This window comes from Sphingobium fontiphilum (assembly GCF_014196635.1).
In the GTDB taxonomy this organism is placed as follows: Bacteria; Pseudomonadota; Alphaproteobacteria; order Sphingomonadales; family Sphingomonadaceae; genus Sphingobium; species Sphingobium fontiphilum.
The window spans coordinates 24,583-48,437 of sequence record NZ_JACIEB010000002.1; the positions used below are offsets into that span (position 1 = coordinate 24,583).

General features: G+C 65.5%; 21 protein-coding genes. 6 read left to right on the plus strand and 15 right to left on the minus strand.

Translation table 11 applies throughout. The features are described 5' to 3' along the window. Positions 1-235: 235 nt before the first annotated feature. The gene (locus GGR44_RS04425; protein WP_183954274.1) at positions 236-1,237 is read left to right on the plus strand and encodes a zinc-dependent alcohol dehydrogenase family protein; all 1,002 of its coding nucleotides are present in this window, start codon (positions 236-238) and stop codon (positions 1,235-1,237) included. A gap of 3 nt (positions 1,238-1,240) precedes the next feature. Here GGR44_RS04425 and GGR44_RS04430 read toward each other — a convergent pair whose 3' ends face one another. The 15 genes from GGR44_RS04430 to GGR44_RS04500 all read right to left on the minus strand — a co-directional run bounded on the left by GGR44_RS04430 (position 1,241) and on the right by GGR44_RS04500 (position 19,861). After that, positions 1,241-2,428, minus strand: coding sequence for an acetate/propionate family kinase (locus GGR44_RS04430; protein ID WP_183954275.1), 1,188 nt, complete (start codon positions 2,426-2,428; stop codon positions 1,241-1,243). Further along, positions 2,425-3,852, minus strand: a complete 1,428-nt coding sequence (locus GGR44_RS04435; protein ID WP_183954822.1) for a bifunctional enoyl-CoA hydratase/phosphate acetyltransferase — start codon at positions 3,850-3,852, stop codon at positions 2,425-2,427. The genes GGR44_RS04430 and GGR44_RS04435 overlap by 4 nt, the downstream gene beginning before the upstream one ends. Positions 3,853-3,870: 18 nt before the next feature. After that, positions 3,871-5,553, minus strand: a complete 1,683-nt coding sequence (locus tag GGR44_RS04440) for a PHA/PHB synthase family protein (protein WP_425511302.1) — start codon at positions 5,551-5,553, stop codon at positions 3,871-3,873. A gap of 163 nt (positions 5,554-5,716) precedes the next feature. Next, positions 5,717-7,180, minus strand: a complete 1,464-nt coding sequence (locus GGR44_RS04445; protein ID WP_246344316.1) for an efflux transporter outer membrane subunit — start codon at positions 7,178-7,180, stop codon at positions 5,717-5,719. A gap of 5 nt (positions 7,181-7,185) precedes the next feature. Next, positions 7,186-8,295, minus strand: coding sequence for an ABC transporter permease (locus GGR44_RS04450; protein WP_183954277.1), 1,110 nt, complete (start codon positions 8,293-8,295; stop codon positions 7,186-7,188). Then, positions 8,292-9,407 (minus strand): ABC transporter permease, encoded by a 1,116-nt coding sequence (locus GGR44_RS04455; RefSeq protein WP_183954278.1) that lies wholly within the window; start codon positions 9,405-9,407, stop codon positions 8,292-8,294. The genes GGR44_RS04450 and GGR44_RS04455 overlap by 4 nt, the downstream gene beginning before the upstream one ends. Next, complete coding sequence (locus GGR44_RS04460; protein WP_183954279.1) at positions 9,404-11,131, minus strand: ATP-binding cassette domain-containing protein; 1,728 nt, start codon at positions 11,129-11,131, stop codon at positions 9,404-9,406. The genes GGR44_RS04455 and GGR44_RS04460 overlap by 4 nt, the downstream gene beginning before the upstream one ends. Position 11,132: 1 nt before the next feature. Then, positions 11,133-12,137 carry an HlyD family secretion protein gene (locus tag GGR44_RS04465; protein ID WP_183954280.1) on the minus strand — a complete coding sequence of 335 codons (1,005 nt, stop codon included), beginning with the start codon at positions 12,135-12,137 and terminating at the stop codon, positions 11,133-11,135. Between the two features lie 114 nt (positions 12,138-12,251). Then, positions 12,252-14,000: an acyl-CoA dehydrogenase C-terminal domain-containing protein gene (locus GGR44_RS04470; RefSeq protein ID WP_183954281.1), complete on the minus strand. Its 1,749-nt coding sequence runs from the start codon at positions 13,998-14,000 to the stop codon at positions 12,252-12,254. Between the two features lie 113 nt (positions 14,001-14,113). Continuing rightward, a complete protein-coding gene (locus GGR44_RS04475) occupies positions 14,114-14,689 on the minus strand; it encodes a TetR/AcrR family transcriptional regulator (RefSeq protein ID WP_183954282.1) in 576 nt (191 codons plus the stop codon). Between the two features lie 40 nt (positions 14,690-14,729). Continuing rightward, positions 14,730-15,353 (minus strand): septation protein IspZ, encoded by a 624-nt coding sequence (gene ispZ / locus GGR44_RS04480; protein WP_183954283.1) that lies wholly within the window; start codon positions 15,351-15,353, stop codon positions 14,730-14,732. Beyond that, a complete protein-coding gene (gene ftsY, locus GGR44_RS04485) occupies positions 15,343-16,278 on the minus strand; it encodes a signal recognition particle-docking protein FtsY (RefSeq protein ID WP_183954284.1) in 936 nt (311 codons plus the stop codon). Before ftsY ends, ispZ begins: the two co-directional genes overlap by 11 nt. After that, on the minus strand, positions 16,275-17,588 hold the full coding sequence (gene mtaB, locus GGR44_RS04490) for a tRNA (N(6)-L-threonylcarbamoyladenosine(37)-C(2))-methylthiotransferase MtaB (RefSeq protein WP_183954285.1): 1,314 nt from the start codon (positions 17,586-17,588) through the stop codon (positions 16,275-16,277). Before mtaB ends, ftsY begins: the two co-directional genes overlap by 4 nt. Positions 17,589-17,590: 2 nt before the next feature. After that, positions 17,591-18,391: a diaminopimelate epimerase gene (gene dapF / locus GGR44_RS04495; protein WP_183954286.1), complete on the minus strand. Its 801-nt coding sequence runs from the start codon at positions 18,389-18,391 to the stop codon at positions 17,591-17,593. A 60-nt stretch (positions 18,392-18,451) separates the two neighbouring features. Then, positions 18,452-19,861, minus strand: coding sequence for an amino acid permease (locus tag GGR44_RS04500; protein ID WP_183954287.1), 1,410 nt, complete (start codon positions 19,859-19,861; stop codon positions 18,452-18,454). A gap of 250 nt (positions 19,862-20,111) precedes the next feature. Between GGR44_RS04500 and GGR44_RS04505 the strand changes: the two genes are divergently transcribed. The 5 genes from GGR44_RS04505 to GGR44_RS04525 all read left to right on the plus strand — a co-directional run bounded on the left by GGR44_RS04505 (position 20,112) and on the right by GGR44_RS04525 (position 23,820). Further along, the gene (locus GGR44_RS04505; protein ID WP_183954288.1) at positions 20,112-20,294 is read left to right on the plus strand and encodes a hypothetical protein; all 183 of its coding nucleotides are present in this window, start codon (positions 20,112-20,114) and stop codon (positions 20,292-20,294) included. Positions 20,295-20,331: 37 nt separating this feature from the next. Then, positions 20,332-20,664 (plus strand): hypothetical protein, encoded by a 333-nt coding sequence (locus GGR44_RS04510; RefSeq protein WP_183954289.1) that lies wholly within the window; start codon positions 20,332-20,334, stop codon positions 20,662-20,664. Between the two features lie 154 nt (positions 20,665-20,818). Then, complete coding sequence (gene sucC / locus GGR44_RS04515; RefSeq protein ID WP_183954290.1) at positions 20,819-22,018, plus strand: ADP-forming succinate--CoA ligase subunit beta; 1,200 nt, start codon at positions 20,819-20,821, stop codon at positions 22,016-22,018. A gap of 96 nt (positions 22,019-22,114) precedes the next feature. Continuing rightward, positions 22,115-22,864 carry an electron transfer flavoprotein subunit beta/FixA family protein gene (locus GGR44_RS04520; protein WP_183954291.1) on the plus strand — a complete coding sequence of 250 codons (750 nt, stop codon included), beginning with the start codon at positions 22,115-22,117 and terminating at the stop codon, positions 22,862-22,864. Positions 22,865-22,890: 26 nt separating this feature from the next. Next, entirely contained in the window at positions 22,891-23,820 is a 930-nt protein-coding gene (locus tag GGR44_RS04525; RefSeq protein ID WP_183954292.1) for an electron transfer flavoprotein subunit alpha/FixB family protein, read from the plus strand. Positions 23,821-23,855: the final 35 nt, after the last annotated feature.

Below are 23,855 nucleotides of genomic sequence, written 5' to 3' on the forward strand. Positions count from 1 at the left end.
CACCAATGCGACCAGATTGAACAGCAACAGGGATCGGTCGTCACATTCAACCAATCCCGGGCCGACTTCGTCCATCAATCCTCTCCATATCATCATAGCCATGCCGTTGGCGCATGATCTAACTAATCGTTGGTAACAGATTCGCGCCGTCACGCCAATTATTTTGAATGCAGGGGCCTTCGCTCTCATAGCCCCGATTTGCTATTGCTCCTCCAGCGTGAGGGAGAAGAGGCGGATGTCCGTAACATTCCAGGTGATGCAGGTCGACCGGCCGGGCGAGCCGCTGCACGCGGCCGAACGCGCTCTTCCCCATCCCGACGCAAACCAGATGCTGGTCGCCATATCCGCCTGTGGCGTCTGCCGCACCGACCTGCATGTCGTGGATGGCGAGATCATGGCGCATTATCCGATCGTTCCAGGCCACGAAATTGTCGGGCGCGTGATCGCCATGGGCGGCGCCGTCAAAGACTTTGCCATCGGGCAACGGGTCGGCATCCCATGGCTGGGTCATAGCTGCGGCCAGTGCCGTTATTGCCGGGAAGGCCAGGAAAATCTTTGCGATCACCCCGAATTCACCGGAGCGACCCGCGATGGCGGCTATGCCAGCCATGTCGTCGCCGACGCCCATTATTGTTTCGCGCTACCCGACCGTTACAGCGATGTGGAGGCGGCGCCGCTGCTTTGTGCGGGGCTGATCGGCTGGCGATCGCTGCGGATGGCGGGGGACGCGCCGGTGATCGGCCTCTATGGCTTTGGCGCGGCTGCACATATATTGGCCCAGATTGCGGTTTGGCAGGGGCGCACGGTTTATGCCTTCACCCGCGACGGCGATGATCGCGCTCAGGCGCTCGCCCTGTCGCTCGGTTGCGCCTGGGCAGGCGCATCGACCGACATGCCGCCGCAGCAACTGGACGCCGCGCTGATCTTCGCGCCGGTGGGCGCATTGGTGCCGCTGGCGCTGAAGGCGGTGCGCAAGGGTGGACGCGTGATATGCGGCGGCATCCATATGAGCGACATCCCCGCCTTCCCCTATGCCGACCTTTGGGGCGAACGCCAAATCGTCTCCGTCGCCAATCTGACGCGGGAGGATGGCGTATCCTTCTTCGCCATGGCGGGGCAGGCCCCGCTGCATGTGCTGACGAAAACCTATCCGCTGGCGCAGGCGAACCAAGCGTTGGCCGACCTGCGGTCTGGCGCGCTCAGCGGTGCGGCGGTTCTGGTGCCGCCCGCGTCCTGATCCTCAGGCCGCTTCGCCCAGCAACCGGGCAGTATGGCGGGCGATCATCCGTTCTTCATCCGTGGGGACGACGCGCACGGCGACAGCGCTGTGGGGCGCGCTGATAACGGGTTCGTTCGCCTCGTTGGCGGCATCGTCGATGCGAATCCCGGTCCACGCAAGCCGCGCGCAGATCATCCGCCGGATGACCGGATCATTCTCCCCGATCCCGGCGGTAAAGACGATGCCGTCCAGCCCCTCCAGCCCCGCCATCAGCGCGGCGGTATGGCGGGCGGCGCGCCACACGAACAGCTCGATGGCCTCTGCGGCGCGGGGATCATTGCTGGCGTGGAGTGCGCGCATGTCGCTCGACACGCCCGATACGCCCAGCAGGCCCGACTGGCGATAGAGCAGGTCTTCGATCGCCTTGCCGCTCAACCCCTCCTGCTCCATCAGGTGGACGACGACGCCGGGGTCGAGCGATCCGGTTCGCGTGCCCATCATCAGCCCATCGAGCGCGGTAAAACCCATGGTGGTATCAATGCTGCGCAGGCCGCGCATGGCGCACATGCTGGCGCCATTGCCCAGATGAGCAACGATCACCCGACCGGCGGCTAGGGCAGGATCGACCGCACCCAGGCGGTCGGCGATATATTCATAGGACAGGCCATGAAAGCCATAGCGGCGATAACCCCGGTCGGCATAGGCGCGGGGCAGCGCCATGCGCGCGGCGACGGCCGGCATGTCATGATGAAAGGCGGTGTCGAAACAGGCGATCTGGGGCAGGTCCGGCGCCATGGCTGCAATCGCCCGGATTGCCGCCAGATTATGCGGCTGGTGCAGCGGCGCGAGCGGACTGAGCGCCTCCAGCGCCTCCAGCGCGGCGGCGTCGATGCGGACAGGCGCGGCAAAATGCGTGCCGCCATGGACAACGCGGTGACCGACCGCCACGATCCGGTGATGGGGCAGATGCGCGTCGGCCCAATGATAAAGATCGTCGAGCAGGCCCTCATGCGTCATCGCCCCGCCATCGGGCCAATTGCGCTGCGCCAGCACAACACCATCCTGATCGCGCACGATAAGGCGGGGGGCCGTGCCGATCCCCTCCAGCTTGCCGCCCGCCGCATGGACCGGCCCCTCCGCCGTCAGCAGGAACAGGCCGAATTTGATGCTGGACGACCCGGCGTTCAGGCTAATGATCGCGCGGCTCATGCGCCCGCCGCGTCCGTGGGAAGTCCCGGCGCCGCCTTGGTCGCTGCACGCGCCAGCAGCACCGCCACCGCGCAGGAGGCGAGCCGCGTGCGCAGACTGTCCGCCCGGCTGGTCAGGATGATCGGCGCCCGCGCGCCCAGCACGATGCCCGCCGCATCCGCCCCGCCCAGAAAGGTCAGTTGCTTGGCCAGCATGTTGCCCGATTCCAGATTGGGCACGACCAATATCTCCGCCTGCCCCGCGACTGGCGACACGATACCCTTCTCCTTCGCCGCAGCCGCGCTGATCGCATTGTCGAAGGCGAGCGGCCCGTCGAGCAGACCGCCCGTAATCTGCCCGCGATCAGCCATCTTGCAAAGCGCCGCCGCATCCAGCGTCGACGGGATGGCCGGATTTACCGTCTCGACCGCCGACAATATCGCGACGCGTGGGCATTCGATGCCGATCACATGGGCGAGGTCAATCGCGTTGCGGATGATGTCAGCCTTTTCCTCCAGCGTGGGCGCGATGTTGATGGCGGCATCGGTAATCAGGATGGGCTTGGCATGGCCCGGCACGTCCATCAGATAGGCATGACTGATCCGCCGTTCGGTCCGCAGGCCCGTGGCGCGATTGACGACCGCACCCATCAGCTCGTCGGTGTGCAGCGATCCCTTCATCAACTGTTTCGCCTCGCCCGAGCGAATCAGATCGACCGCCTGCTGTGCGGCGGCATGGCTGTGGGGAGCGTCGACGATGCGATAGGAGCCGACATCCAGCCCCGCGTCCTGCGCCGCCGCCAATATCCGCGCGCGCGGCCCGACCAGTATCGGTTCGATCAATCCGGCCTCCGCCGCCTCGACTGCGGCGGTAATAGCTGCGGCGCTGCAAGGGTGGGCGACGGCCGTCGTCACTGCCTGCCCGCCGCGCGCCGCCTGCATCAACCGGCGATAGCCGTCATGGTCGGACAGGCGTATGTCGGGCAGCGCGACGCGGGGGCGGCGCACTTTCTCCAGCGGCGCCTTGACGACGGCTTCGCCGCTGATGACCTCCTCGCCATTCTGGTTGGCGCAGCGGCAATCGAAGGTGACGATATGATGTTCGACCTGTTTGGCGGTCACCGTCACGCTGGCGGTAATGGTGTCGCCCAGCCCGACCGGCCGCCTGAACGCCAGAGTCTGGTTGAGGTAGATTGCGCCCGGCCCCGGCAATTCCGTTCCCAGCACCGCCGAAATCAGGCCCCCGCCCCACAGCCCATGGGCGATGACGCGGTGGAACATGTCGGTCGCCGCATAGTCCGGGTCCAGATGAGCCGGGTTGGTGTCGCCAGAGGCCAGTGCAAAGAGCTGGATGTCCTCCAGCCCCAGCGTGCGGGAGAGGCAGGCGCTGTCGCCCACGGCGATTTCGTCGAAGGTGCGGTTTTCGATCAAGTCGTCGCCAGTCATGTCAGGCGTGTTCATCGCTCAATGCTCCAGCACATAGTTTCCGGGCGCATCCATGATCGCATTGCCCATGGGCGGCGGCGGCACGGGCGCGCCCGAATGGGCGCCCAGCCACTCACCCCAGGCGATCCACCACGACCCGTCATGCGCCTCCGCCCGCGCCAGCCATTCGTCCGGGCCGATGGCGGGCGCGCCGGCCGGACGGTCCATCATCCGGTAGTGGCGGTGGGGGTGGCCCGGTTCGGACACGATGCCGGCATTGTGCCCGCCGCTGGTCAGAACGAAGCGGATCGGCGCGTCCGTCAACCAGTGGATCTTATGCACGGAGCGCCACGGCGCGACATGGTCTGTCTCCGTCCCGACGACGAACATCGGCTGTTTGATCGCCGACAGGCTGATCGGCCGACCATCGACAAGGTATCGCCCCTCGGCCAGATCGTCGTTCAGAAACAATTGCCGCAGATACTGGCTGTGCATGGCATAGGGCATACGGGTGCCGTCCGCATTCCACGCCATCAGGTCGCTGGGCTGATCCCGCTCTCCCATCAGATAGGTTTTGAGGATGCGCGACCAGACCAGGTCGTTGGAACGCAGCATCTGGAATGCGCCCCCCATCTGCGCGCTGTCGAGATAGCCCCGGCTCCACATCATGCTGTCGAGAAGGTTGAGTTGCGCCTCGTCGATGAAGAGACCCAGTTCCCCCGGCTCGCTGAATTCGGTCTGCGCGGCGAGCAGAGTCAGGCTGGCCAGCCGATCATCGCCATCGCGCGCCATCGCCGCCGCCGCGATCGACAGCAATGTGCCGCCCAGGCAGTAGCCCAGCGCATGGATGCCCCGCGCGCCCGTGGTCGCGGCGATGGCGTCCATCGCGGCTATCACGCCCATGCGACGATAGTCGTCCATGTCCCTGTCACGATCGGCGCTGTCCGGATTGTGCCAGGAGATCGCAAAGACGGTATAGCCCTGCCCCACCAGCCAGCGGATCAGCGAATGGTCGGGGGCGAGGTCCAAAATATAATATTTCATGATCCAGGCAGGCACGATCAGCACCGGCTCAGGCCGGACCTGATCGGTCGTCGGCGCATATTGGATCAGTTCCATCAGGGCATTGCGATAGACGACCTTGCCGGGCGTGATCGCGACCTCCTGCCCCGGCCGGAACGCACTGTTCTCCGCGCTGCCGTCGCCGCGCAACAGATGCTTCACATCCTCGAGCCACAGCTTGCCGCCTTCGATCAGGCACCGACCCTTGGTGTCGATGATCTTCTGTTGGAGCACCGGGTTGGTGGCGACGAAGTTGGTGGGCGCCAGCGTGTCGAGCATCTGGCGCATGGCAAAGGACACGACCGCTTCATGGTGCTTCGTCACGCCCATGACGCCGGTGGTCGCCGCATGCCACCATTGCTGGTTCAACAGGAATGACTGGCTGAACAGATTATAAGGCCAATGCTTCCACGCGGGATCGTCGAACCGGTGGTCCTGCGGCAGCGGCTCAATGGCGGGGCGCCCGTCCTGCGGGTCGCCCATATGGGTCAGATAATCGGCAAGCCGCACCATCTTGCGTCCCGCCTTGGCGGCCAGTTGCGCCTGTTTACCCGGCGACACCGCCAGATGCATCGCCCAGTCGGCGAAGGACTGCGTCATCGTGGCGGGAGAAAGACCATGGGTCGCCTGGGCAATCGCGGCGAAGGCGGCGCGATCCATGGTCTCCGCCACGCCGTCCAGCGGATCGGGCGCTGGCGGCTGGGCTGTCGGCTTCAGGGTCAACGGAGGGCCTCCTTCCATGCATTTCCGACCTAATGCCGCGACGCGGTGAAGGCACTCCGTAGAAACCGCATTGCGCCGCGCCTTTCCGCTTTGGCGGGGCCTATTGCTGCGGGGACGCCTCAAGCCCCTTGCCGTGTTGTATCCAACCCCCGCCCAGCGCCTTCCCCAGCGCGGCATGGGCCTGCAACGCCTGCATCCGCGCCTGCGCGGCGGCGCGTTCAGCGGCATTGTCGCGCACGGTGACCTGCGCCATCTGCACCAGCGAATCCTCGCCCGCGCGATAGCGTTGTCCGGCCAGATCCCTCGCCACGGCGCTTTGCGCCCGCGCCTGCGCGATCATCCGGGCCGTGTTGATGGCGGCATTATAACGGTTCAGCGCCGTCTCACTGTCGGTCAGCGCGCCCAGAACCGCCTGTTCATAGGCGGCGGCGGCTCCATCTGCGCGGGCCTTGGCGGCCCTGATCTGCGCACGTACGCGACCGCCCGAAAAGATCGGCCAACTGAGCGACGGGCCGACCTGAAACATCGTGCTGGCGCCCGATCCCAGATCGCTGACAGAACGGCCCTGTTGCCCGATGCCGCCCATCAACGAAAATTGCGGGAACAGCCGCGCCGTTTCCACGCCGACGTCGGCTGTGGCGGCGGCCAGTTGCGCTTCGGCGGCGATTATGTCCGGGCGGCGGCGCAAAATGTCGGACCGCAGGCCCACCGCCACTTGCGCGGGCGGTTCGGGCACGGGCGCGGGCGCCGACAGCCGCTCCAGCCAGGCCTCGGGTGGCCGCCCGGTCAGCAGCGCCAGCCCGAACATCGCCGCCCTGATCCGCGCCTGCGCGCCTGGCAGAGCCGCCTGCGCCCGCTGTGCGGCGGCGATGGCGTCTGCGTCGTCGGACCGCGCGATTTCGCCCGCCTCATGGCTTTGTCGCATCAGGGCGGCGATCTGGCGATAGGCCTGCGCATCGGACTGCAGCGTCGCTTCCTCCGCCTGTGCGCCGCGCAATTCGGCATAGCTGCGCTGCACCTCGGCGACGATGCGCAGCTTCGCCTCGCGCGCCATCGCCTCCGCCGCGCGACCACGGGCGGCCGCAGCCTCGACTGCGCGGCGCGCGCCGCCCCACAGATCGATTTCCCAGGACGCATCGAACCCTGCGTCAAACAGCGAAAATTGCCGGTCGACACCGGGAATCTGGCCAATGGGCAACTGGCCATTTTCCGACAATTGCTGACGCGTGGCCGACGCCCCGGCGCGCAATTGCGGCAATCGCGCGCCCGCCGCCGCATCCATGCCAGCGCGCGCTTCGCGCAGGCGCGCATCGGCCTGCCTGATGTCCAGATTGGCGGCTATCGCGGCTTCGACCAGGTCAGTGAGGACCGGATCCCCCAAGGCGCGCCACGGTTCGGCATCGACCGGTCCCGGCGCGTCCGGCCCCACCCCTTCCGGCCCCTCCCCTCCCGGCTCGGTCCAGCCGCCATCGGCGCCTGTGACGGCCGGGCGTTCGAAATCCGGCCCGACCGTGCAAGCGGTCAATGTGGGCAGAGCAAGGGCGAACAGACAAATGATGCGCAAGGGGTCTACTCCATCCGCGATCGAAAAAGGGCGGACGCCGCCAGCGTCGAACCGGCGGCGATCAGCGCCAGCGGCCAGATATTGGCCAGCATCTGGCCTGGCGGCATGGCTTTAAGGAACGTCCCTTCCGATATGGTCAGGAACCAGGCGGTTGGATTGATCCAGGTCACGACCTGCAACCAACCGGGCATGTTGTCGATCGGGCTGGCATAGCCCGACAGGATGATCATCGGCACCACCACGGCGAACATGCCCAGAAAGGCCTGCTGCTGGGTGGCGGACAGGGTGGAAATCAACATGCCTAGGCCTGTCAGCGCCAGAAGGTAGAAGAGCAGCGCCAGATAGAAGAGCGGCAGCGAGCCCGTCAGCGGCACGCGGAAGACCGACGGCAACAGGATGACGAACAGGGTGACGTTGACCAGCCCGACCAGCATCGGCGGCAGCATCTTGCCCACCAATATCTCGTGCACGCGCAGCGGCGACACCATCAACTGGTCGAACGTGCCCAACTCCCGCTCGCGCGCGACCGACTGGACCACCACGGCCAGCGCTGACACGGCGGCGATCACCGCGACCAGAGCAGGCATGACGAACAGCATATATTCCAGATTGGGGTTGAACCAGTGGCTGGCTAAGGATCGCCCGCCCCGCCCCGCCATCATGCGCGGGACCGCGCTCGCGCCCACCTCACCCACGATGCGTTCGACATAGCCCGACACGATCTGCGCCGCGTTGGATCGGCGCCCGTCATAGACGGCGCCGACCATCGCGCCACGCCGCGCCGCGACATCGGCCGAGAAATGCGGGTCGAACCGCAGGGCGGCGATCACCCGTTGCCGGTCGATGGCAGCGCGCAGTTCATCGTCGGAGCGCAGCGCCACGACCTGGCGGACATTGGGACTGGCCGCCAGTCGCTCGATGATCTCGCGGCTCCATTGCCCGCCGTCGAGATCCAGCACGCCCACGCGGATATTGTTCACCTCCATGGTCGAGGCGAAGCCGAAGAGGAAAAACTGGATCAGCGGCGGCGCGATGAGGATCAGGCGCGCGCGCGGATCGCGCAGCACCGCCAGTATTTCCTTGAGGATGATGGCGCGAAGGCGCGGCCCGATCATGCGATCCTCCGCCGCGTCGCGCGAACGCAAAGCAGGAAGAACAGCAGGCCAAAGCCGAGCAACACCGCCATATTGGGCAGAAACAAGCGCCAGTCGTCACCGGCGATGAACACCGTCTGCAATTGCGGGATCAGGTAACGGGCGGGCACAATATAGGTCAGCCCCTGAATGATCCGGGGCATGGAGGAGATTTCGAACACGAAGCCCGACAACAGCATCGTCGGCATGAAAGATGTGAGCAACGCCACCTGGCTGGCGACGAACTGGTTCTTGAACACCGCCGAAATCAGCAGCCCCTGGCCGAGCGCGGGGATCAGATAGACGGAGGAAATGGCGACCAGCCCGAAGATCGACCCGCGAAACGGCACATGGAACAGGGTGACCGCCAATATCGTGCAAAGCGCCATCGACATCAGCCCCAACGCAAAATAGGGGATGACCTTGGTCAGCAGGAACTCGCCCATGCCGATGGGCGTCGCCATCAACGCCTCTAACGTGCCGCGCTCCCATTCCCGCGCGATGACGAGCGCGGTCAGCAGGCAACCGATCATTGTCATCACCACAGCAATCGAACCGGGGACCAGGAAATTGCGGCTGGCCAGTTCCGGGTTGAACCAGAAACGGCTGGACACGGCGATGGGCGGGGTCATGGCCGCGCCGCCATCCGCCGCGCGGGCCGCAGCCCAATGCGCGCGCACCCCTTCGGCATAGGCGGCGATGAAACTGGCGGTGTTGGGCAGCGATCCGTCAGTGATGATCTGTATGTCGCCCCCGCCCTTGGCCACCTGTCGCCCGAAATCCTGAGGGATGACGATGATCGCGCGAATGTGGCCCGCGATCAGCGCATCGGTCATCCGCGACGCCGTGCCGACCATCCGCACGTCGAAATAGCGCGAGTTCTGAAAGCTGGTGGCCAATGATCGGGCCGCCGCGCCATCATCCTGAATCGACAGGCCGATATGGGTGCGCGAGGCGTCCAGATTGACGCCGAAGCCCATGAGGAACAGCAACATCACCGGCAAAAGGAAGGCGATGATGAAGGTCGAAGGATCGCGCAATATCTGCCGCGCCTCTTTCATCAGCATGGCGGCGAACCGGCGGCCGCGCATCATGCCGCCTGCCTCCGTGCATCGGAGGCCTCGATCAGCGCGATGAAGGCGTCCTCCATCGTCGCGTCGGGCCGCCCGACCTGCGCTTTCAATTCATCGGGCGTTCCGGTCGCGATCTGCTCAGCGCGGTAGATGAGGGCGATGCGGTCGCAATATTCGGCCTCTTCCATGAAATGAGTTGTTACCAGAACCGACACGCCCCTTTCGACCAGCCCGTTGATATGGGACCAGAATTCGCGTCGTACTATCGGGTCGACCCCCGAGGTCGGCTCGTCGAGAAACAGGACGGGCGGCTGGTGCATCACCGCGCAGGCCAGCGCCAGCCGCTGACGAAACCCCAGCGGCAGGCCGCCGCTATTGACGTCGACCTGTCCTTCCAGATGGAAGATCGCGATCATCCGGTCGATGGCGTCAGCCGCCGCCCGCCCCGAGAGGCCATAGGCGCCCGCGAAGAAGCGCAGATTCTGCCGCACCGACAAATCGCCATAGAGCGAGAATTTCTGCGCCATATAGCCGAGCGACTGGCGGGCGTCGGCGCGCGCGTGGCGCAGGTCTTTGCCGGCGACCGATCCGGTGCCTTCGGTCGGGGTCAGCAGGCCGCACAACATCTTGAACGTGGTCGATTTGCCCGCGCCATTGGGGCCGAGCAGCCCGAATACCTGCCCGCGGGGGACGGAAAAACATATGTCGCTGGCGGCGGTGAAATCACCGAAACGCTTGGTCAGGCCGACCGCCTCTATCGCTGCGCCGCCATCGTCAGCTATGGTGCGATAGTCACGCGCCAGCGCCGATGTGCCCCCCGGCCCGCCTCCCAGCAGGTCGATGAAGGCGTCTTCGAACCGGGGCGTCGCCGGGGTCAGCGGCCCGCCCGCAACTTGCTCCAGCATCGCCACATCGTCCCGCCCGGCGCCATCGGCCAGCATCAGGCGGATCGCATCGCCCTTCACCGCCCCGTCGATAACGGACGCAAGGTCCAGCGCCTCGCGCAGCATCGCCCGCCGCCGCGCCTGTTCGACCGGCGCCTGCCAGATGCGACCGGCCGCCCGCCCGGTAAGGTCTTCGGGCAGGCCGCTGTGCAGCACCCGCCCTTCGCTCAGCAGGAAAACGGTGTCGCATTGTTCGGCTTCATCCAGATAGGCGGTCGACCACAACACGCCGATGCCATCGCCCACCAGCCCACGCACCAGCGCCCATAATTCGCGCCGCGACACAGGATCGACGCCGACTCCCGGCTCGTCCAGCAGCAGCAACGCCGGATCGCGCACCAAAGCGCAGGCGAGGCCCAGCTTCTGCTTCATGCCGCCCGACAATTTGCCCGCCAGCCGGTTCCGGAACCGGGCGAGGTCGGTAAATTCCAGCAGCCTGGCGAAGCGATCTGCGCGCTCCTCCAGCGGCAGCGCGCGCAAATCGGCATAAAGGCGCAGATTTTCGATGACGGTCAGGTCTTCATACAGGCCGAAGCGTTGCGGCATATAGCCGATCAGGCTGCGGTCCACCCGGTCGACGGGGACGCCGGTCACGGTCACATCGCCGCTGTCGGGCGCGATCAGGCCTGCGAGCATCCGGATCAATGTCGTCTTGCCCGCCCCATCCGGCCCGACCAATCCCGTCATCCGGCCGGGCAGTATTGCAATGTCGACGGCATCGAGCGCCATCGGCGCGTCAGGCGCGAAACGCTTGGACACACCCCGGCCGATGGCGACCGCCGCGGTGCGGTCGTCATCCATGTCAGTCTCCTGCGCGGGGGCGCGCGCCAGGCACGTCGATGGTCACCGGCTGACCCTGCCGCAATCCGTCATCAGGATCGTCGATCAGCACGCGGACACGATAGACCAGTTCGGTGCGCAAATCCTGCGTCTGCACCGTCTTGGGGGTGAATTCGGCGGTCGGTGAAATCTGTGCGATGGCGCCGTGATAGGTGCGCGGATTGCCGTCCGTGCTGACGGTCACCTTCATTCCCGGCGCGATCCGCGACAGGTCGCGCGCGCCGACATAGGCGCGCAGGCGTATCGGCCGGTCGATGGTCAGCGTCAACACGGTTTCGCCCGGCTGAACAATCGCGCCCGGTTCGCGCGCGCGGGTCAATATGGCGCCGCCATGGGGGGCGCGCAGCGTCGCGTCGGACAGGCTGGTTTGCGCCCCGTCGCGCTGGGCCCGGGCGGCGGCGGCCTGCGCGGCGGCGGCGGCCTTGTCCTCTTCCCTTGCCCCGGCAAGCGCCAGCGACAAGGCCTGCGTCGCCACCTGAACCTGCGCCTGCGCCGCGCGATATTGGGCGGCGGTCGCGTCATAGGCCTGCTGACTGACCGCGCCGGTCTTCACCAGTTCGCTGCGCCGGGCCATATCTTCGGACGCACGGGCAAGGCCCGCCTGCGCTTCGGCCAGCCGGGCCTGCGCCTGCTCGATTTCCTGGGGACGGCTGCCCGCCTGCGCCTTGGCCAGTTCAGCCTGGGCCACATCCAGCCGAGCCTGCGCCGCTGACAACGCATCGCCGAGCGGCCGGGCATCGAGCGTGGCAAGCATGTCGCCCGCCCTGACCTTCGCGCCTTCCTCCGGTCCGATGGTCGCAATCCGACCGCCTACGCGGAAAGCGAGGTCAACCTGTCGCACATCGACATTGCCATAGAGCGCGAGTCGATGGTCGTCACCGCCGAAAAGCCCCATGCTCCAGCCCGCCAAAGCCGCCAATGCCGTAACGGCAATGATAACGCCGCCGACGACTACGCGACGCTGCATATGAAAACTCCCCCGCCAAGAGCCATGGTCATCGCACCCAAGCGACCGCAGATGCAACCCGGTTTATTCCGCATCGCCACATGCGCCGACACTGTGCCGGCGCATGTGGCAGAATCAGAATGCGTCGGTCGACAGCGCCATCAGCGGCGCGGCGCCCGCCTTGATCTGGACGGCGAGTCCCTGCGCCTGGGGCAGGACGCGCTCGGCAAAATAGGTCGCGACCTTGACCTTCGCATCGTGGAACGGCGTATCGCCCTGCGCTGCGGCTGCCGCCATGCGCGCCCACATCCAGCCGAAGGAAACGAGCGCGAACAGGCGCAGATAATCGACCGCAGCAGCGCCGAGGCTGTCGATGTTGCCGCCCTGGACCCCCGCCGTCACGTCGCGCAGCAGGTCGAGCGCGGCCAGCGTGCGCTGCGCCACCAGCGTCGCGGCATCCACCCTGGCCGCATCGGCCAGATCGGCAGCGACTATGTCGAAAAAGCCCTGCGCCACCGCGCCGCCCGCCATCGACAATTTGCGGCCGACAAGGTCCATCGCCTGCACGCCATTGGTGCCTTCATAGATCATGGCGATGCGGGCATCGCGGACATATTGCTCCATGCCCCATTCGCGGATGTAGCCATGGCCGCCGAATACCTGCTGCGCCTGAACCGCGCTTTCAAAGCCGAAATCGGTGAAGGCCGCCTTCACCACCGGGGTCAGCAGCGCAACGAGTGCGTCGGCCTTCGCCCGTTCCCCCGCATCGGCATGGCCATGGGCGCGGTCATGCTGAAGCGCGGTCCACCCCGCGAGCGCGCGGCCCGCCTCCACAAAGGCGCGGACATTGAGCAGCATCCGGCGCACATCGGCATGTTCGATGATCGGCACCGGCCCACGCGCGCCATCGGCGCTGCGGCCCTGCAACCGATCCTTCGCATAGGCGACGGCCTGCTGATAAGCGGCCCCGGCGATGCCCAGCCCCTGAATGCCGACCATTAGCCGTTCAGCGTTCATCATCGTGAACATGGCGGCAAGGCCCCGGTGCGGTTCGCCCACCAGCCAGCCGGTGGCGCCATCATAATTCATCACGCAGGTCGGCTGGGCATGGATGCCCATCTTCTTTTCCAGCGCGCCCGCCGACATGGCGTTGCGCACGGTGAAGCCGCCGCTGTCATCGGGTAGATATTTGGGCACGAGAAACAGGCTGATCCCCTTCACGCCCGCAGGCGCGTCTGGCAGGCGGGCGAGCACCAGATGCACGATATTCGGCGTCATTTCATGGTCGCCCGACGAGATGAAGATCTTCTGCCCGGTGACCGCGTAGCTGCCGTCGCCATTGGGCTGGGCGCGGGTCTTGAGCAGGGCAAGGTCGGTGCCCGCCCCGCCTTCGGTCAGCGCCATGGCCCCCATCCACTCGCCGCTGACCAGCGGCGGCAACCAGATCGCCTTGAGTTCGTCGCTGGCATGGGCGGTGATCGCTTCGGTCGCGCCGCGCGTCAGGCCGGGGAACAGGCCGAAGGACAGGTTGGCCGCCGACATCATCTCGTCCAGCCAGAGTTGCAGGATGAAGGGCAATCCCTGCCCGCCATGTTCAGGTGCGGCCGACAGCGCAGCCCAGCCGCCCTCGGCAAAGGTGCGATAGGCTTCGGTGAAGCCGGCCGGCACATGGACGACGCCGTCAACCAGCCGGCTCCCCTCTTCATCGCCGCTGCGGTTGATGGGGTGCAGGGTCTGCGAGCAGAGTTTGCCCGCTTCCTGCAGAACCGCCGTCGCCAGATCGCTGTCAACGTCCTTGCCCAGGTCCGCCATCGCCGCGTCAAAGCCCAGAACCTCGCGCAGGAGGAACTGATAGTCCGCAATCGGCGCAACATAATCCTGCATGATGAACCTCTCTGTCTTCTTCCACGGCCTTTGTCCGTACACTTATACCAAACACTTGTTACAGTATCAACTGCACCTTGGTCGGGTCGGTCCCAACCGCTCTCCCGGCGGTTTCAGCCGTGACGGAAAATGCGGTTGATCTGCGCGGCGATCTCAGACGGGGTCATACGCCCGAGCCTATACCAGTCGCCAGCGGAGTTGATGAGCGAGAGGAGCAGGTTGCGATAGATGGAACGGTCAATGTCGGCGGGCAGCGGCAGCGCGTCGACCAGCCCCCGGAACAAGTCCTCGAAGGCGTCTCGCCGGGTGCTCAACTGCCGCTGCACATCTTCGGGCACGTCACGAAAATCGTTCATCAGCGGCAGGGTGATGGAGTCCGGGTCAAGCTGAATGTCGACCAATGTGCTGACCGCCGCCGCCAGCCTGTCCCATGGCGCAACATGGCGGTTGGCCGCGTCCGCGATCCGCCGTTCCGCCGCATCGAGCGCGGCATTGTGCAGTTCGACGAACAGCGCGTCCTTCGACTTGATATGATGGTAGAGCGAACCGCCCAGCACCCCGGCCTGTTCGCCAATGTCGCGGATGGATGTGCCGCGATAGCCGTTGCGCGCGAACAGGCGCGCAGCGATTTCCAATATCTGGCGGCGGCGCGGGCTGGCGGCGTCGGGAAATTCGGTCAGCTTCATCATCGTCGCCACGCTACACAGGGCGGGCGGGCTACGCCAGTCTTCAACCCTGGGGCGGGGCCGTCCCGCCGATTTCGTCGCTGTCCAGCTTCTCGCCGATATTCAGGCCATGGCGCATCAGCATGGGCACATTGGCGGCGGCGAACAGCATCGACACGATGGTCACGCCCCACACCTTGACCGCCAGCCATGTGTCGAAGCTGAGCAAGGCGCGCATCGCTTCATTGGCTACCGCCATGCCGACGAAGAAAAACGCCCAGTTGCGCGACAGCTTGCGCCACCCTTCCTCCGACAGCCCGTCATAGGCGGCCTGAAGCAGATATTTGAGCAGCGGCTTGCCACGCATCAGCCCGGCGAACAGCATCGCCGCGAAGAAGGTGTAGATGATCGTCGGCTTGATCTGGATGAATTTCTCGTCATGAAAATAGATCGTGAGGCTGCCGAAAAACAGCACCAGCAGCGCCGAAAGCCACAGCATCGGCGACACGCGGCCCAGTTTCCATTTCGACACCAGCACCGCAATAACGATGGCCGCCATGAAGACCGCCGTGCCCGTGATTGCGCCTGCGAACTTGTAACCCAGGAAAAAGACCAGCAGCGGCCCGAAATCGAGCGCAAGGCTAAGCGTTCCGCCATGGGCGGGCCTGGCGGGGGCGTCAGCGGGCATAGGCTGTCCCCGCTATCGCCCGGGCCATGTCGCGCGCGTCGAAGGGGCGCAGATCCTCGATCTTCTCGCCCACGCCGATGGCATGAATAGGCAGCTTGTACTTCTCCGCCGCCGCGACCAGCACGCCGCCACGCGCGGTGCCGTCCAGCTTGGTCATCACCAGCCCCGTGACCTGCGCGGTTTCCTTGAACACTTCGATCTGGTTCAACGCATTCTGTCCTGTCGTGGCGTCCAGCACCAATATAACGTCATGGGGCGCCGCCGGGTTCAACCGGCCCAGCACCCGGCGAACCTTGGCCAATTCGTCCATCAATTCGGTCTTGTTCTGAAGCCGCCCGGCGGTGTCGACGATCAGCACGTCGATGCCAGTAGCCGTCGCCTGCCTCACCGCGTCGAAAACGATCCCGGCAGCGTCGCCGCCCTCCTTGCCCGCGACGATGGGGACGCCCAGGCGGTCGGCCCAAACTTTGAGCTGACCGATGGCGGCCGCGCGGAAGGTGTCGCCCGCCGCCAGCATCACGCCATAATCCTGTTCCAGATAGTTATGGGCAAGTTTCGCAATCGTCGTGGTCTTGCCCGATCCGTTGACACCGATCACCAATATGACCTGCGGACGCGGGAACGCCTCGATCTCCAGCGGCTGCGCCACCGGAGCCAGAACCTTCTCGATCTCCTCCGCGATGATCTCGCGCAGATATTCCTCGGTCAGTTCGCGATTATAGCGCCCCTCGGCCAGCCGGTCACGCACCCGCGCGGCCATGGCTGGACCAAGATCGCTGAGGATCAGCGCCTCCTCGATCTCGTCGAGCGTCTGGTCGTCCAGCGCGGCCTTGTTGAAAAGGCCGGTCAGATTTTCGCCCAGCTTGTCGGACGTGCGCTTCAATCCGCCGAAGAGGCGGTCGCGCCAGCTAGTCTTGTCGTTCATGCGAGCGCCTCTTGCGCGATCAGCGCGCCCTTCTCAAGTCCCGTGATGGCCGCCCGCACGATGGCGCCGGGCGGTTGCGGCGCGGCAAAGCGCACCGGCGCGAAATTTTCGGCGTGGCCGTTCATGCCGCTGCGTTCGACCAGCACCGACTGGACGGAGCCGACAAGGCCCGCCAGCCAGTGCGCGCGGCGCGCTTCGCAGGCGGCGCGCAGGCGCGCGGCGCGCTGCTTGACGGTCGCGCGGTCTACCTGCGGCATCCGCGCGGCGGGCGTGCCCTCTCGCGGCGAATAGGGGAAGACATGGCCGTGCACGATGTCGCACTGATCGACCAGCGCCAGGCTATTGGCGAACATCGCCTCATCCTCGGTCGGGAAACCGGCGATGATGTCGGCCCCGATGCCGATGTCCGGCCGGGCGGCTTTCAGCCGTTCGACCATGGCGATGGCCTGCGCGCGATTGTGGCGGCGCTTCATCCGCTTCAGGATCATGTCGTCGCCCGCCTGAAGCGACAGGTGAAGATGCGGCATAAGCCGCGGTTCATGGGCGATCAGGTCGAACAATCGCGCGTCGATCTCCACGCTGTCCAGCGAGGACAGGCGCAGCCGGGGCAGGCCCGGCACATGCTTCAATATCCGCTCCACCAGTTGCCCCAGCGAAGGCGAGCCCGGCAGATCGGGGCCATAGCTGGTCACGTCGACGCCGGTCAGCACGATTTCGCGATAGCCCGCATCGACCAGTTCGCGCGCCTTGTCGACCACGGCCCCCGCAGGCACCGACCGGCTGTTCCCCCGGCCATAGGGGATGATGCAGAAGGTGCAGCGATGGTCGCAGCCATTTTGCACCTCCAGAAACGCGCGGGCATGTTCGGCAAAGGCGCTGGCCATATGCGGCGTTGTCTCGCGCACGGCCATGATGTCGGAAACCTTCACTCTTTCCGTCACCCCAGCGAAGGCTGGGGTCTCAGGCCCAAAACTGCGCCCTATCGCCTGGGATCCCAGCCTTCGCTGGGATGACGAATAGTAGCTTGCCTCCATCTTCTCCCGATTGCCGATCACCCCATCGACCTCCGCCATCGCGGCGAAGGTTTGCGGCTCCGTCTGCGCGGCGCAGCCGGTGACGAGGATGCGGGCGTCGGGCCGATCCCGCTTCGCGCGACGGATCGCCTGGCGCGTCTGGCGCACGGCTTCGGCCGTCACGGCACAACTGTTGACGACGATCAGGTCGTCCTGCTCCGCCGCCAACTGGCGGATCGCCTCGCTCTCCGCGATGTTGAGGCGACACCCCATGGTGATGATGTCGGGACCAGCCATGGTCAGAAGCGGGTCCAGTCGGCCTCGCCATCGAAAACATGCGTTGCAGGGCCGGTCATGCGGATGGTTCCGCCCGGCGCCCAGTCGACGACCAGATCGCCGCCCGGCAGGCTGACCGTCACCGGCCCCGCCATCAACCGGCGGCGGATGGCGGCGACGGCGGTGGCGCAGGCGCCCGTTCCGCAGGCGCGCGTCAGGCCAGCGCCGCGCTCCCACACGATCAGGCGGATGTGGTTGTCGCCCGTGACCTGCGCGAAATTGACGTTCACCCGCTGGGGAAACAGCGGATCATGCTCGATCAATGGCCCCAGTCGGTCAAAGTTCACACCGTCCATATCTTCGACGAAGAAGATGACATGGGGATTGCCGACATTGACGGCGGCGGGCGGGGGCAGGTCTTCCCAGCTTGCGCTCATCGCCAGCGTGTCCATGGGAAGGCTAAGCGGAATCGCGTCCCAGTCAAAACGCGGCGCCCCCATGTCGACGCTGACGCCGCCATCGACCGCCTTCGCGTCGAGCAGCCCCGCCTTCGTGCGGATCGTCACGTCGCGGCCGACGAACAGGGGGACGCAGCGCGTGGCGTTGCCGCATGCCTCCACCTCGCTGCCATCGGCGTTGAAAATCTGCATCGACACATCGGCGTCGTCGGCGGCGCCAATGACGATCAACTGGTCGCAGCCGATGCCGGTGTGGCGATCGGCAATGGCGCGGGCGCGCGCCTGCGTCATCGCCACCGCGTCATCGCGCGCGTCGATCACGACAAAGTCGTTGCCCAGGCCATGCATCTTTGAAAAGCGTCCCATGATGGCCGCGCATTTAGGGGATGCGGGGGCAAAAGACCAGAGGCCCTACCGGGGGCCGGATCAGCCTCCTGCCTCCAGCACCGCCGTCGCGCGGGCGCGGCCATAGGCGATGTAGACGATCAGTCCGACCGCATTCCATAGGCCGCAGGCGATGATCGTCTGCATCGGCAGGCTGACGAACAGATAGGCGCAGCCCGCCATCGCGCCGATCCCCACAAACCAGGCGGCTGGCGCGCGAAAAGGCCGTTTCATGTCGGGCGCGCGGCGGCGCAGGACGATCAGGCACAGGCCGACGGCGGCGAAGGCGATCAGCGTCCCCGCATTGGCCAGCGCGGCGATCTCGTCGATGGGCAACACCCCGGCGATGATCGCCACCAGCAGGGCGGTGACGGCGGTGATGCGCGCGGGCGTGCCCCGCCGCGAGATGCGGGCGAGCGAGCGCGGCAGGAAGCCGTCGCGCGCCATCACCAGGAAGATGCGGCTCTGGCCATAGAGAAAGCCGAGCAATACCGTTGGCAGAGCAATCACGGCTGCAATGGCGACGATGCGCGCAACGCCCCCCTGCCCCATTTCGCGCAGGATCAGCGCCAGCGGCTCCGGGCTGTCGGCAAAGCGGGTGAAAGGCATCGCCCCGATGGCGGCGGCGGCCACCGCGACATAGATGAGCGTGCAGACGATGAGCGACCCGACGATGCCGATGGCCAGATCGCGATCCGGATTCTTCGCCTCCTCCGCTGCGGTCGAAATGGCGTCGAAACCGTAAAAGGCGAAGAAGATGATGGCGGCGGCCGCCATCACCCCGCGCTCCACCCCGTCCGGCCCCATATGCTTGGCAAAGCCAAAGGGCATGAAAGGCTCCAGATGCTGCGCATCGAACGCGGGCAGCGCGACCGCGACAAACAGGGTCAGCGTCGCGATTTTGACGAGCACCAGCAGGCTGTTGATCCGCGCGCTCTCATGCGTGCCGAGCATCAGCAGCCCCGCGACCACCGCGATGATGAAGATGGCGGGCAGGTTGATGAGCCCGCCCAGTTCCGGCCCCTGCGTCAATGCCTCGGGGAAACCGATGGCCGTCAGCAGCGGCGCGGCATAGCCCGACCAGCCCACAGCCACGGTGGAGACGACCAGCGAATATTCCAGGATCAGGCTCCATCCCACGATCCAGGCCACCCCCTCCCCCAGCACGGCATAGCTGTAGCTGTAGGCGCTGCCCGCCGCCGGCATCATCGTCGACAATTCGGCATAGGCGAGCGCCGCGCAGGCGCAGATTGCCCCGGCGATGGCGAAGGACAACAGCACCGCTGGCCCGGCGCGGTCCGCGCCCACCCCGATCAGCGTCAATATGCCCGTGCCGACAATCGCGCCGACGCCCAGCGCCAGCAGGTGCGGCCATGACAAGGTGCGGGCCAGCCGGCGCCCTTCATGCGCCGGCGTCATCGTCTCCATCGGCTTGCGGCGCGTCCAGCTCATGGCGTCTGCCTTCCCTTTTATGGCGGGGCCGACAGTTGCGCGAAGCCGGGCCAAGCGCAAGCCTACAAAGCGTGATGGCGGGCTCCGCAAGCGACTCGCGTCACGGCGACACCGCCCTGCCGCAGCGCCAGCGCGCAAGGCAAAACAACCATGGCATGTTCCCGCCATTCATGTTAACAGAATCTCATCACGCAGGCTGAAGGCCCGCGTGACCGCACAATCCAGTGTCAAGCAGCAATGGAGGCGGTTCATGGAGAAGAATGCCGAGTTCGACATTAATTACCTGCTGCACCGGCAGCAGATGTCGCTGATCCACGCCAATGCCGCCCGCTCCGCACAGGGCCGGGCCGCCTATGAAGACATGGCGCGCAACTACGCCGACCGCGTCCATGCCTACAAAATGCGGAATTGTGCGGCGCTGCAGGCGGCATAAAGCCCGCGTTCATGCGATCGGAGCGATGAGAGCGCCCATGCGTCTCTCATCCTCCTTCGCCGCTCGAGCCGCGACCATATTCATTCTGGCCGCTCTGACCACCGCCTGCGCGACTGTTTCGCCCGAATCGCGTTTGCGCAACGGGCTGATGGAGGCGGGGCTGTCGCCGCGCATGTCCGCCTGCATGGCGTCCGACATGGTCGACAGGCTCAGCATTTTGCAATTGCGCAGGCTGTCTTCGCTGGCCTCGCTCCGCAACTCCGACATGGGCAAGATGAGCGTCGACCGCTTTCTATACAAGATCCGCGCGCTTGAAGATCCGGAGATTTTTGCGGTCGCAAGCAAAGCTGCAATGCGCTGTGCAATGTGACGCGCCCCTCATAAAGCGCGTCATTGCCCATCTTGCCCCCAAATCGGTTTTGCAATTTTGCAAAGTCTTTTTGCGAAATTATTCTGGCCATGACCGCAGCCCTATGCTCTAGCCGCGGCACGCAAACATGTCTCGGAAAGGACGAGCTGGGCCCATGAATATCCATGAATATCAGGCGAAGGAATTGCTGGCGAAATTTGGCGCGCCGATCGCTGCGGGCTACGCCGCCTTCTCCGTCGACGAGGCGGTGGAAGCCGCCAAGAAGCTGCCCGGGCCGCTCTATGTCGTGAAGTCGCAGATCCACGCCGGCGGCCGCGGCAAGGGCAAGTTCAAGGAACTTAGCCCCGAAGCCAAGGGCGGTGTCCGCCTGGCCTTCAACCTGGATGAAGTGAAGGCGCACGCGACCGACATGCTGGGCAACACGCTGGTCACCATCCAGACCGGCGAAGCGGGCAAGCAGGTCAACCGCCTGTACATCACCGACGGCGCCGACATCGCCAAGGAATTCTACCTGGCGCTGCTGGTTGATCGCACCACCAGCCGCATCGCTTTCGTCGTGTCGACCGAAGGCGGCATGGATATTGAGGAAGTCGCCCACTCGACCCCCGAAAAGATCCACACCTTCTCCGTCGACCCGGCCACCGGCTTCCAGCCGCATCATGGCCGCACCGTCGCGGCGGCGCTGGGCCTATCGGGCGATCAGGCGAAGCAGGCCGCCAAGGTTGCCGGCGCGCTTTACAAGGCATTCGAGGCCACTGACGCCTCGCAGATCGAAATCAACCCGCTGGCGCTGACCGAGCAGGGCAACCTGCTGGTTCTGGACGCCAAGGTCGGCTTCGACGGCAACGCCATGTTCCGTCACAAGGACATCGCCGAACTGCGCGACCTGACCGAAGAAGACCCGGCCGAGGTCGAAGCGAGCGAATATGACCTCGCCTACATCAAGCTGGACGGCAATATCGGCTGTATGGTGAACGGCGCGGGTCTCGCCATGGCGACGATGGACATCATCAAGCTGAACGGCGAATTCCCCGCCAACTTCCTGGACGTCGGCGGCGGCGCCAACAAGGAAAAGGTGACGGCGGCCTTCAAGATCATTCTGAAGGATCCGGCGGTCAAGGGCATCCTGGTCAATATCTTCGGCGGCATCATGAAGTGCGACATTATCGCGGAGGGCATCGTCGCCGCCGCGAAGGACGTGAACCTGTCGGTTCCGCTGGTCGTGCGCCTGGAAGGCACCAATGTTGAAAAGGGTAAGGAAATCCTGGCTTCGTCCGGCCTGGCCATCGTCCCTGCGGACGATCTGGGCGACGCAGCCAAGAAGATCGTGGCGGAAGTGAGGAAGGCGGCCTGATACAGAGCGTAGCCTGAAAAAATATCTGAGGGTGCGGGTGGTCCGGAAACGGACCGCCCGCGCCCGCGCTGGCATTGAAAACGGAGGATGTTAAAGATGAAGATCCTTGTGCCCGTGAAGCGGGTGATCGACTATAATGTGAAGCCTCGTGTGAAGGCGGACGGGACGGGCGTTGATCTCGCCAACGTCAAGATGAGCATGAACCCGTTCGACGAGATCGCGGTCGAGGAAGCCATTCGGTTGAAGGAAAAGGGCGTGGCGACCGAGGTCGTGGCCGTTTCCATCGGCGTTGCGAAGGCGCAGGAAACGCTGCGCACGGCGCTGGCCATGGGCGCGGACCGTGCGATCCTGATCCAGACCGATGACGAGGTCGAACCGCTGGGCGTCGCCAAGCTGCTGGCCAAGGTGCAGGAAGAAGAAGGCGCGGGCCTCATCATCCTGGGCAAGCAGGCGATTGACGACGACAGCAACCAGACCGGGCAGATGCTGGCGGCGCTGCTGGGCCTGGCGCAGGGCACTTTCGCATCGAAGATCGAGGTTGAGGGCGACAGCGTCAGCGTGACCCGCGAAGTCGACGGCGGCCTGGAGACGGTCAAGCTCAGCACCCCCGCGATCATCACCACCGACCTGCGCCTGAATGAGCCGCGCTATGCCTCGCTGCCCAACATCATGAAAGCCAAGAGCAAGCCGCTCGCGACCAAGGCGCCTGCCGATTACGGCGTCGACATCACCCCGCGCCTGACGACGCTGAAGGTCGCCGAGCCGCCCAAGCGGTCGGCTGGCGTCAAGGTTGCCGATGTCGATGAACTGGTTGCGAAGCTGAAGGCCATGGGCGTCGCCGCCTGACCCGGCCCGATAAAGGATATAAGGATATGAAAACTCTCGTTTGGGTTGAACATGAGGGCGGCGCCGTCAAGGACGCGACCCTCTCCGCCGTCACCGCCGCATCGAAGCTGGGCGAAGTCCATCTTCTGGTCGCGGGCGAAGGCGTGTCGGGCGTGGCGGAAGCCGCCGCGAAGATCGCCGGCGTGGGCAAGGTCCATGTCGCCGACGACTCGGCTTTCGGCCATGCGCTGGCGGAAAATGTCGCGCCGCTGATCGTGGAGCTGATGGGGCATCATGACGCCTTCGTCGCGCCCGCCACCTCCAACGGCAAGAATATCGCGCCGCGCGTCGCCGCGCTGCTCGACGTGATGCAGTTGTCCGACATCCTGTCGGTCGAAAGCGCCGACACCTTCACCCGCCCCATCTATGCGGGCAACGCCATCGCCACCGTCCAGAGCAAGGACGCCAAGCTGGTGATGACCGTGCGCGGCACCGCCTTTGAAAAGGCGGCGAGCGAGGGCGGCGCGGGCGCGGTGGAAGCGGTGGCGTCGACCGGCGACAAGGGGATCAGCAGCTTCGTGAGCGCGGAAATCGCCAAGCTGGAGCGTCCCGAACTGACGTCCGCCAAGATCATCGTGTCGGGCGGCCGGGCTTTGAAGGACAGCGAGACGTTCGAGGCGACCATCTTCCCGCTGGCCGACAAGCTGGGCGCGGCCGTGGGCGCTTCGCGCGCGGCGGTCGACGCGGGCTATGTCCCCAACGATTATCAGGTGGGCCAGACCGGCAAGATCGTCGCCCCGGAAGTCTATGTCGCCATCGGCATTTCCGGCGCGATTCAGCATCTGGCCGGCATGAAGGACAGCAAGACCATCATCGCCATCAACAAGGACGAGGACGCCCCGATCTTCCAGGTCGCCGACATCGGCCTCGTCGGCGACCTCTTCAAGGTTGTGCCGGAACTCACTGAAAAGCTCTGACGCGATCGAGCAAGGATAAGGAAGGCCCCGGTGGA

Bases quoted from the DNA above. Each gene is read 5' to 3' on its own strand.
- GGR44_RS04425 (WP_183954274.1), top strand. From the start codon at position 236: ATGTCCGTAACATTCCAGGTGATGCAGGTCGACCGGCCGGGCGAGCCG.
- GGR44_RS04430 (WP_183954275.1), bottom strand. From the start codon at position 2,428: ATGAGCCGCGCGATCATTAGCCTGAACGCCGGGTCGTCCAGCATCAAA.
- GGR44_RS04435 (WP_183954822.1), bottom strand. From the start codon at position 3,852: ATGACTGGCGACGACTTGATCGAAAACCGCACCTTCGACGAAATCGCC.
- GGR44_RS04440 (WP_425511302.1), bottom strand. From the start codon at position 5,553: ATGGATCGCGCCGCCTTCGCCGCGATTGCCCAGGCGACCCATGGTCTT.
- GGR44_RS04450 (WP_183954277.1), bottom strand. From the start codon at position 8,295: ATGATCGGGCCGCGCCTTCGCGCCATCATCCTCAAGGAAATACTGGCG.
- GGR44_RS04455 (WP_183954278.1), bottom strand. From the start codon at position 9,407: ATGATGCGCGGCCGCCGGTTCGCCGCCATGCTGATGAAAGAGGCGCGG.
- GGR44_RS04460 (WP_183954279.1), bottom strand. From the start codon at position 11,131: ATGGATGACGACCGCACCGCGGCGGTCGCCATCGGCCGGGGTGTGTCC.
- GGR44_RS04465 (WP_183954280.1), bottom strand. From the start codon at position 12,137: ATGCAGCGTCGCGTAGTCGTCGGCGGCGTTATCATTGCCGTTACGGCA.
- GGR44_RS04470 (WP_183954281.1), bottom strand. From the start codon at position 14,000: ATGCAGGATTATGTTGCGCCGATTGCGGACTATCAGTTCCTCCTGCGC.
- GGR44_RS04475 (WP_183954282.1), bottom strand. From the start codon at position 14,689: ATGATGAAGCTGACCGAATTTCCCGACGCCGCCAGCCCGCGCCGCCGC.
- ispZ (WP_183954283.1), bottom strand. From the start codon at position 15,353: ATGCCCGCTGACGCCCCCGCCAGGCCCGCCCATGGCGGAACGCTTAGC.
- ftsY (WP_183954284.1), bottom strand. From the start codon at position 16,278: ATGAACGACAAGACTAGCTGGCGCGACCGCCTCTTCGGCGGATTGAAG.
- mtaB (WP_183954285.1), bottom strand. From the start codon at position 17,588: ATGGCTGGTCCCGACATCATCACCATGGGGTGTCGCCTCAACATCGCG.
- dapF (WP_183954286.1), bottom strand. From the start codon at position 18,391: ATGGGACGCTTTTCAAAGATGCATGGCCTGGGCAACGACTTTGTCGTG.
- GGR44_RS04500 (WP_183954287.1), bottom strand. From the start codon at position 19,861: ATGAGCTGGACGCGCCGCAAGCCGATGGAGACGATGACGCCGGCGCAT.
- GGR44_RS04505 (WP_183954288.1), top strand. From the start codon at position 20,112: ATGGAGAAGAATGCCGAGTTCGACATTAATTACCTGCTGCACCGGCAG.
- GGR44_RS04510 (WP_183954289.1), top strand. From the start codon at position 20,332: ATGCGTCTCTCATCCTCCTTCGCCGCTCGAGCCGCGACCATATTCATT.
- sucC (WP_183954290.1), top strand. From the start codon at position 20,819: ATGAATATCCATGAATATCAGGCGAAGGAATTGCTGGCGAAATTTGGC.
- GGR44_RS04520 (WP_183954291.1), top strand. From the start codon at position 22,115: ATGAAGATCCTTGTGCCCGTGAAGCGGGTGATCGACTATAATGTGAAG.
- GGR44_RS04525 (WP_183954292.1), top strand. From the start codon at position 22,891: ATGAAAACTCTCGTTTGGGTTGAACATGAGGGCGGCGCCGTCAAGGAC.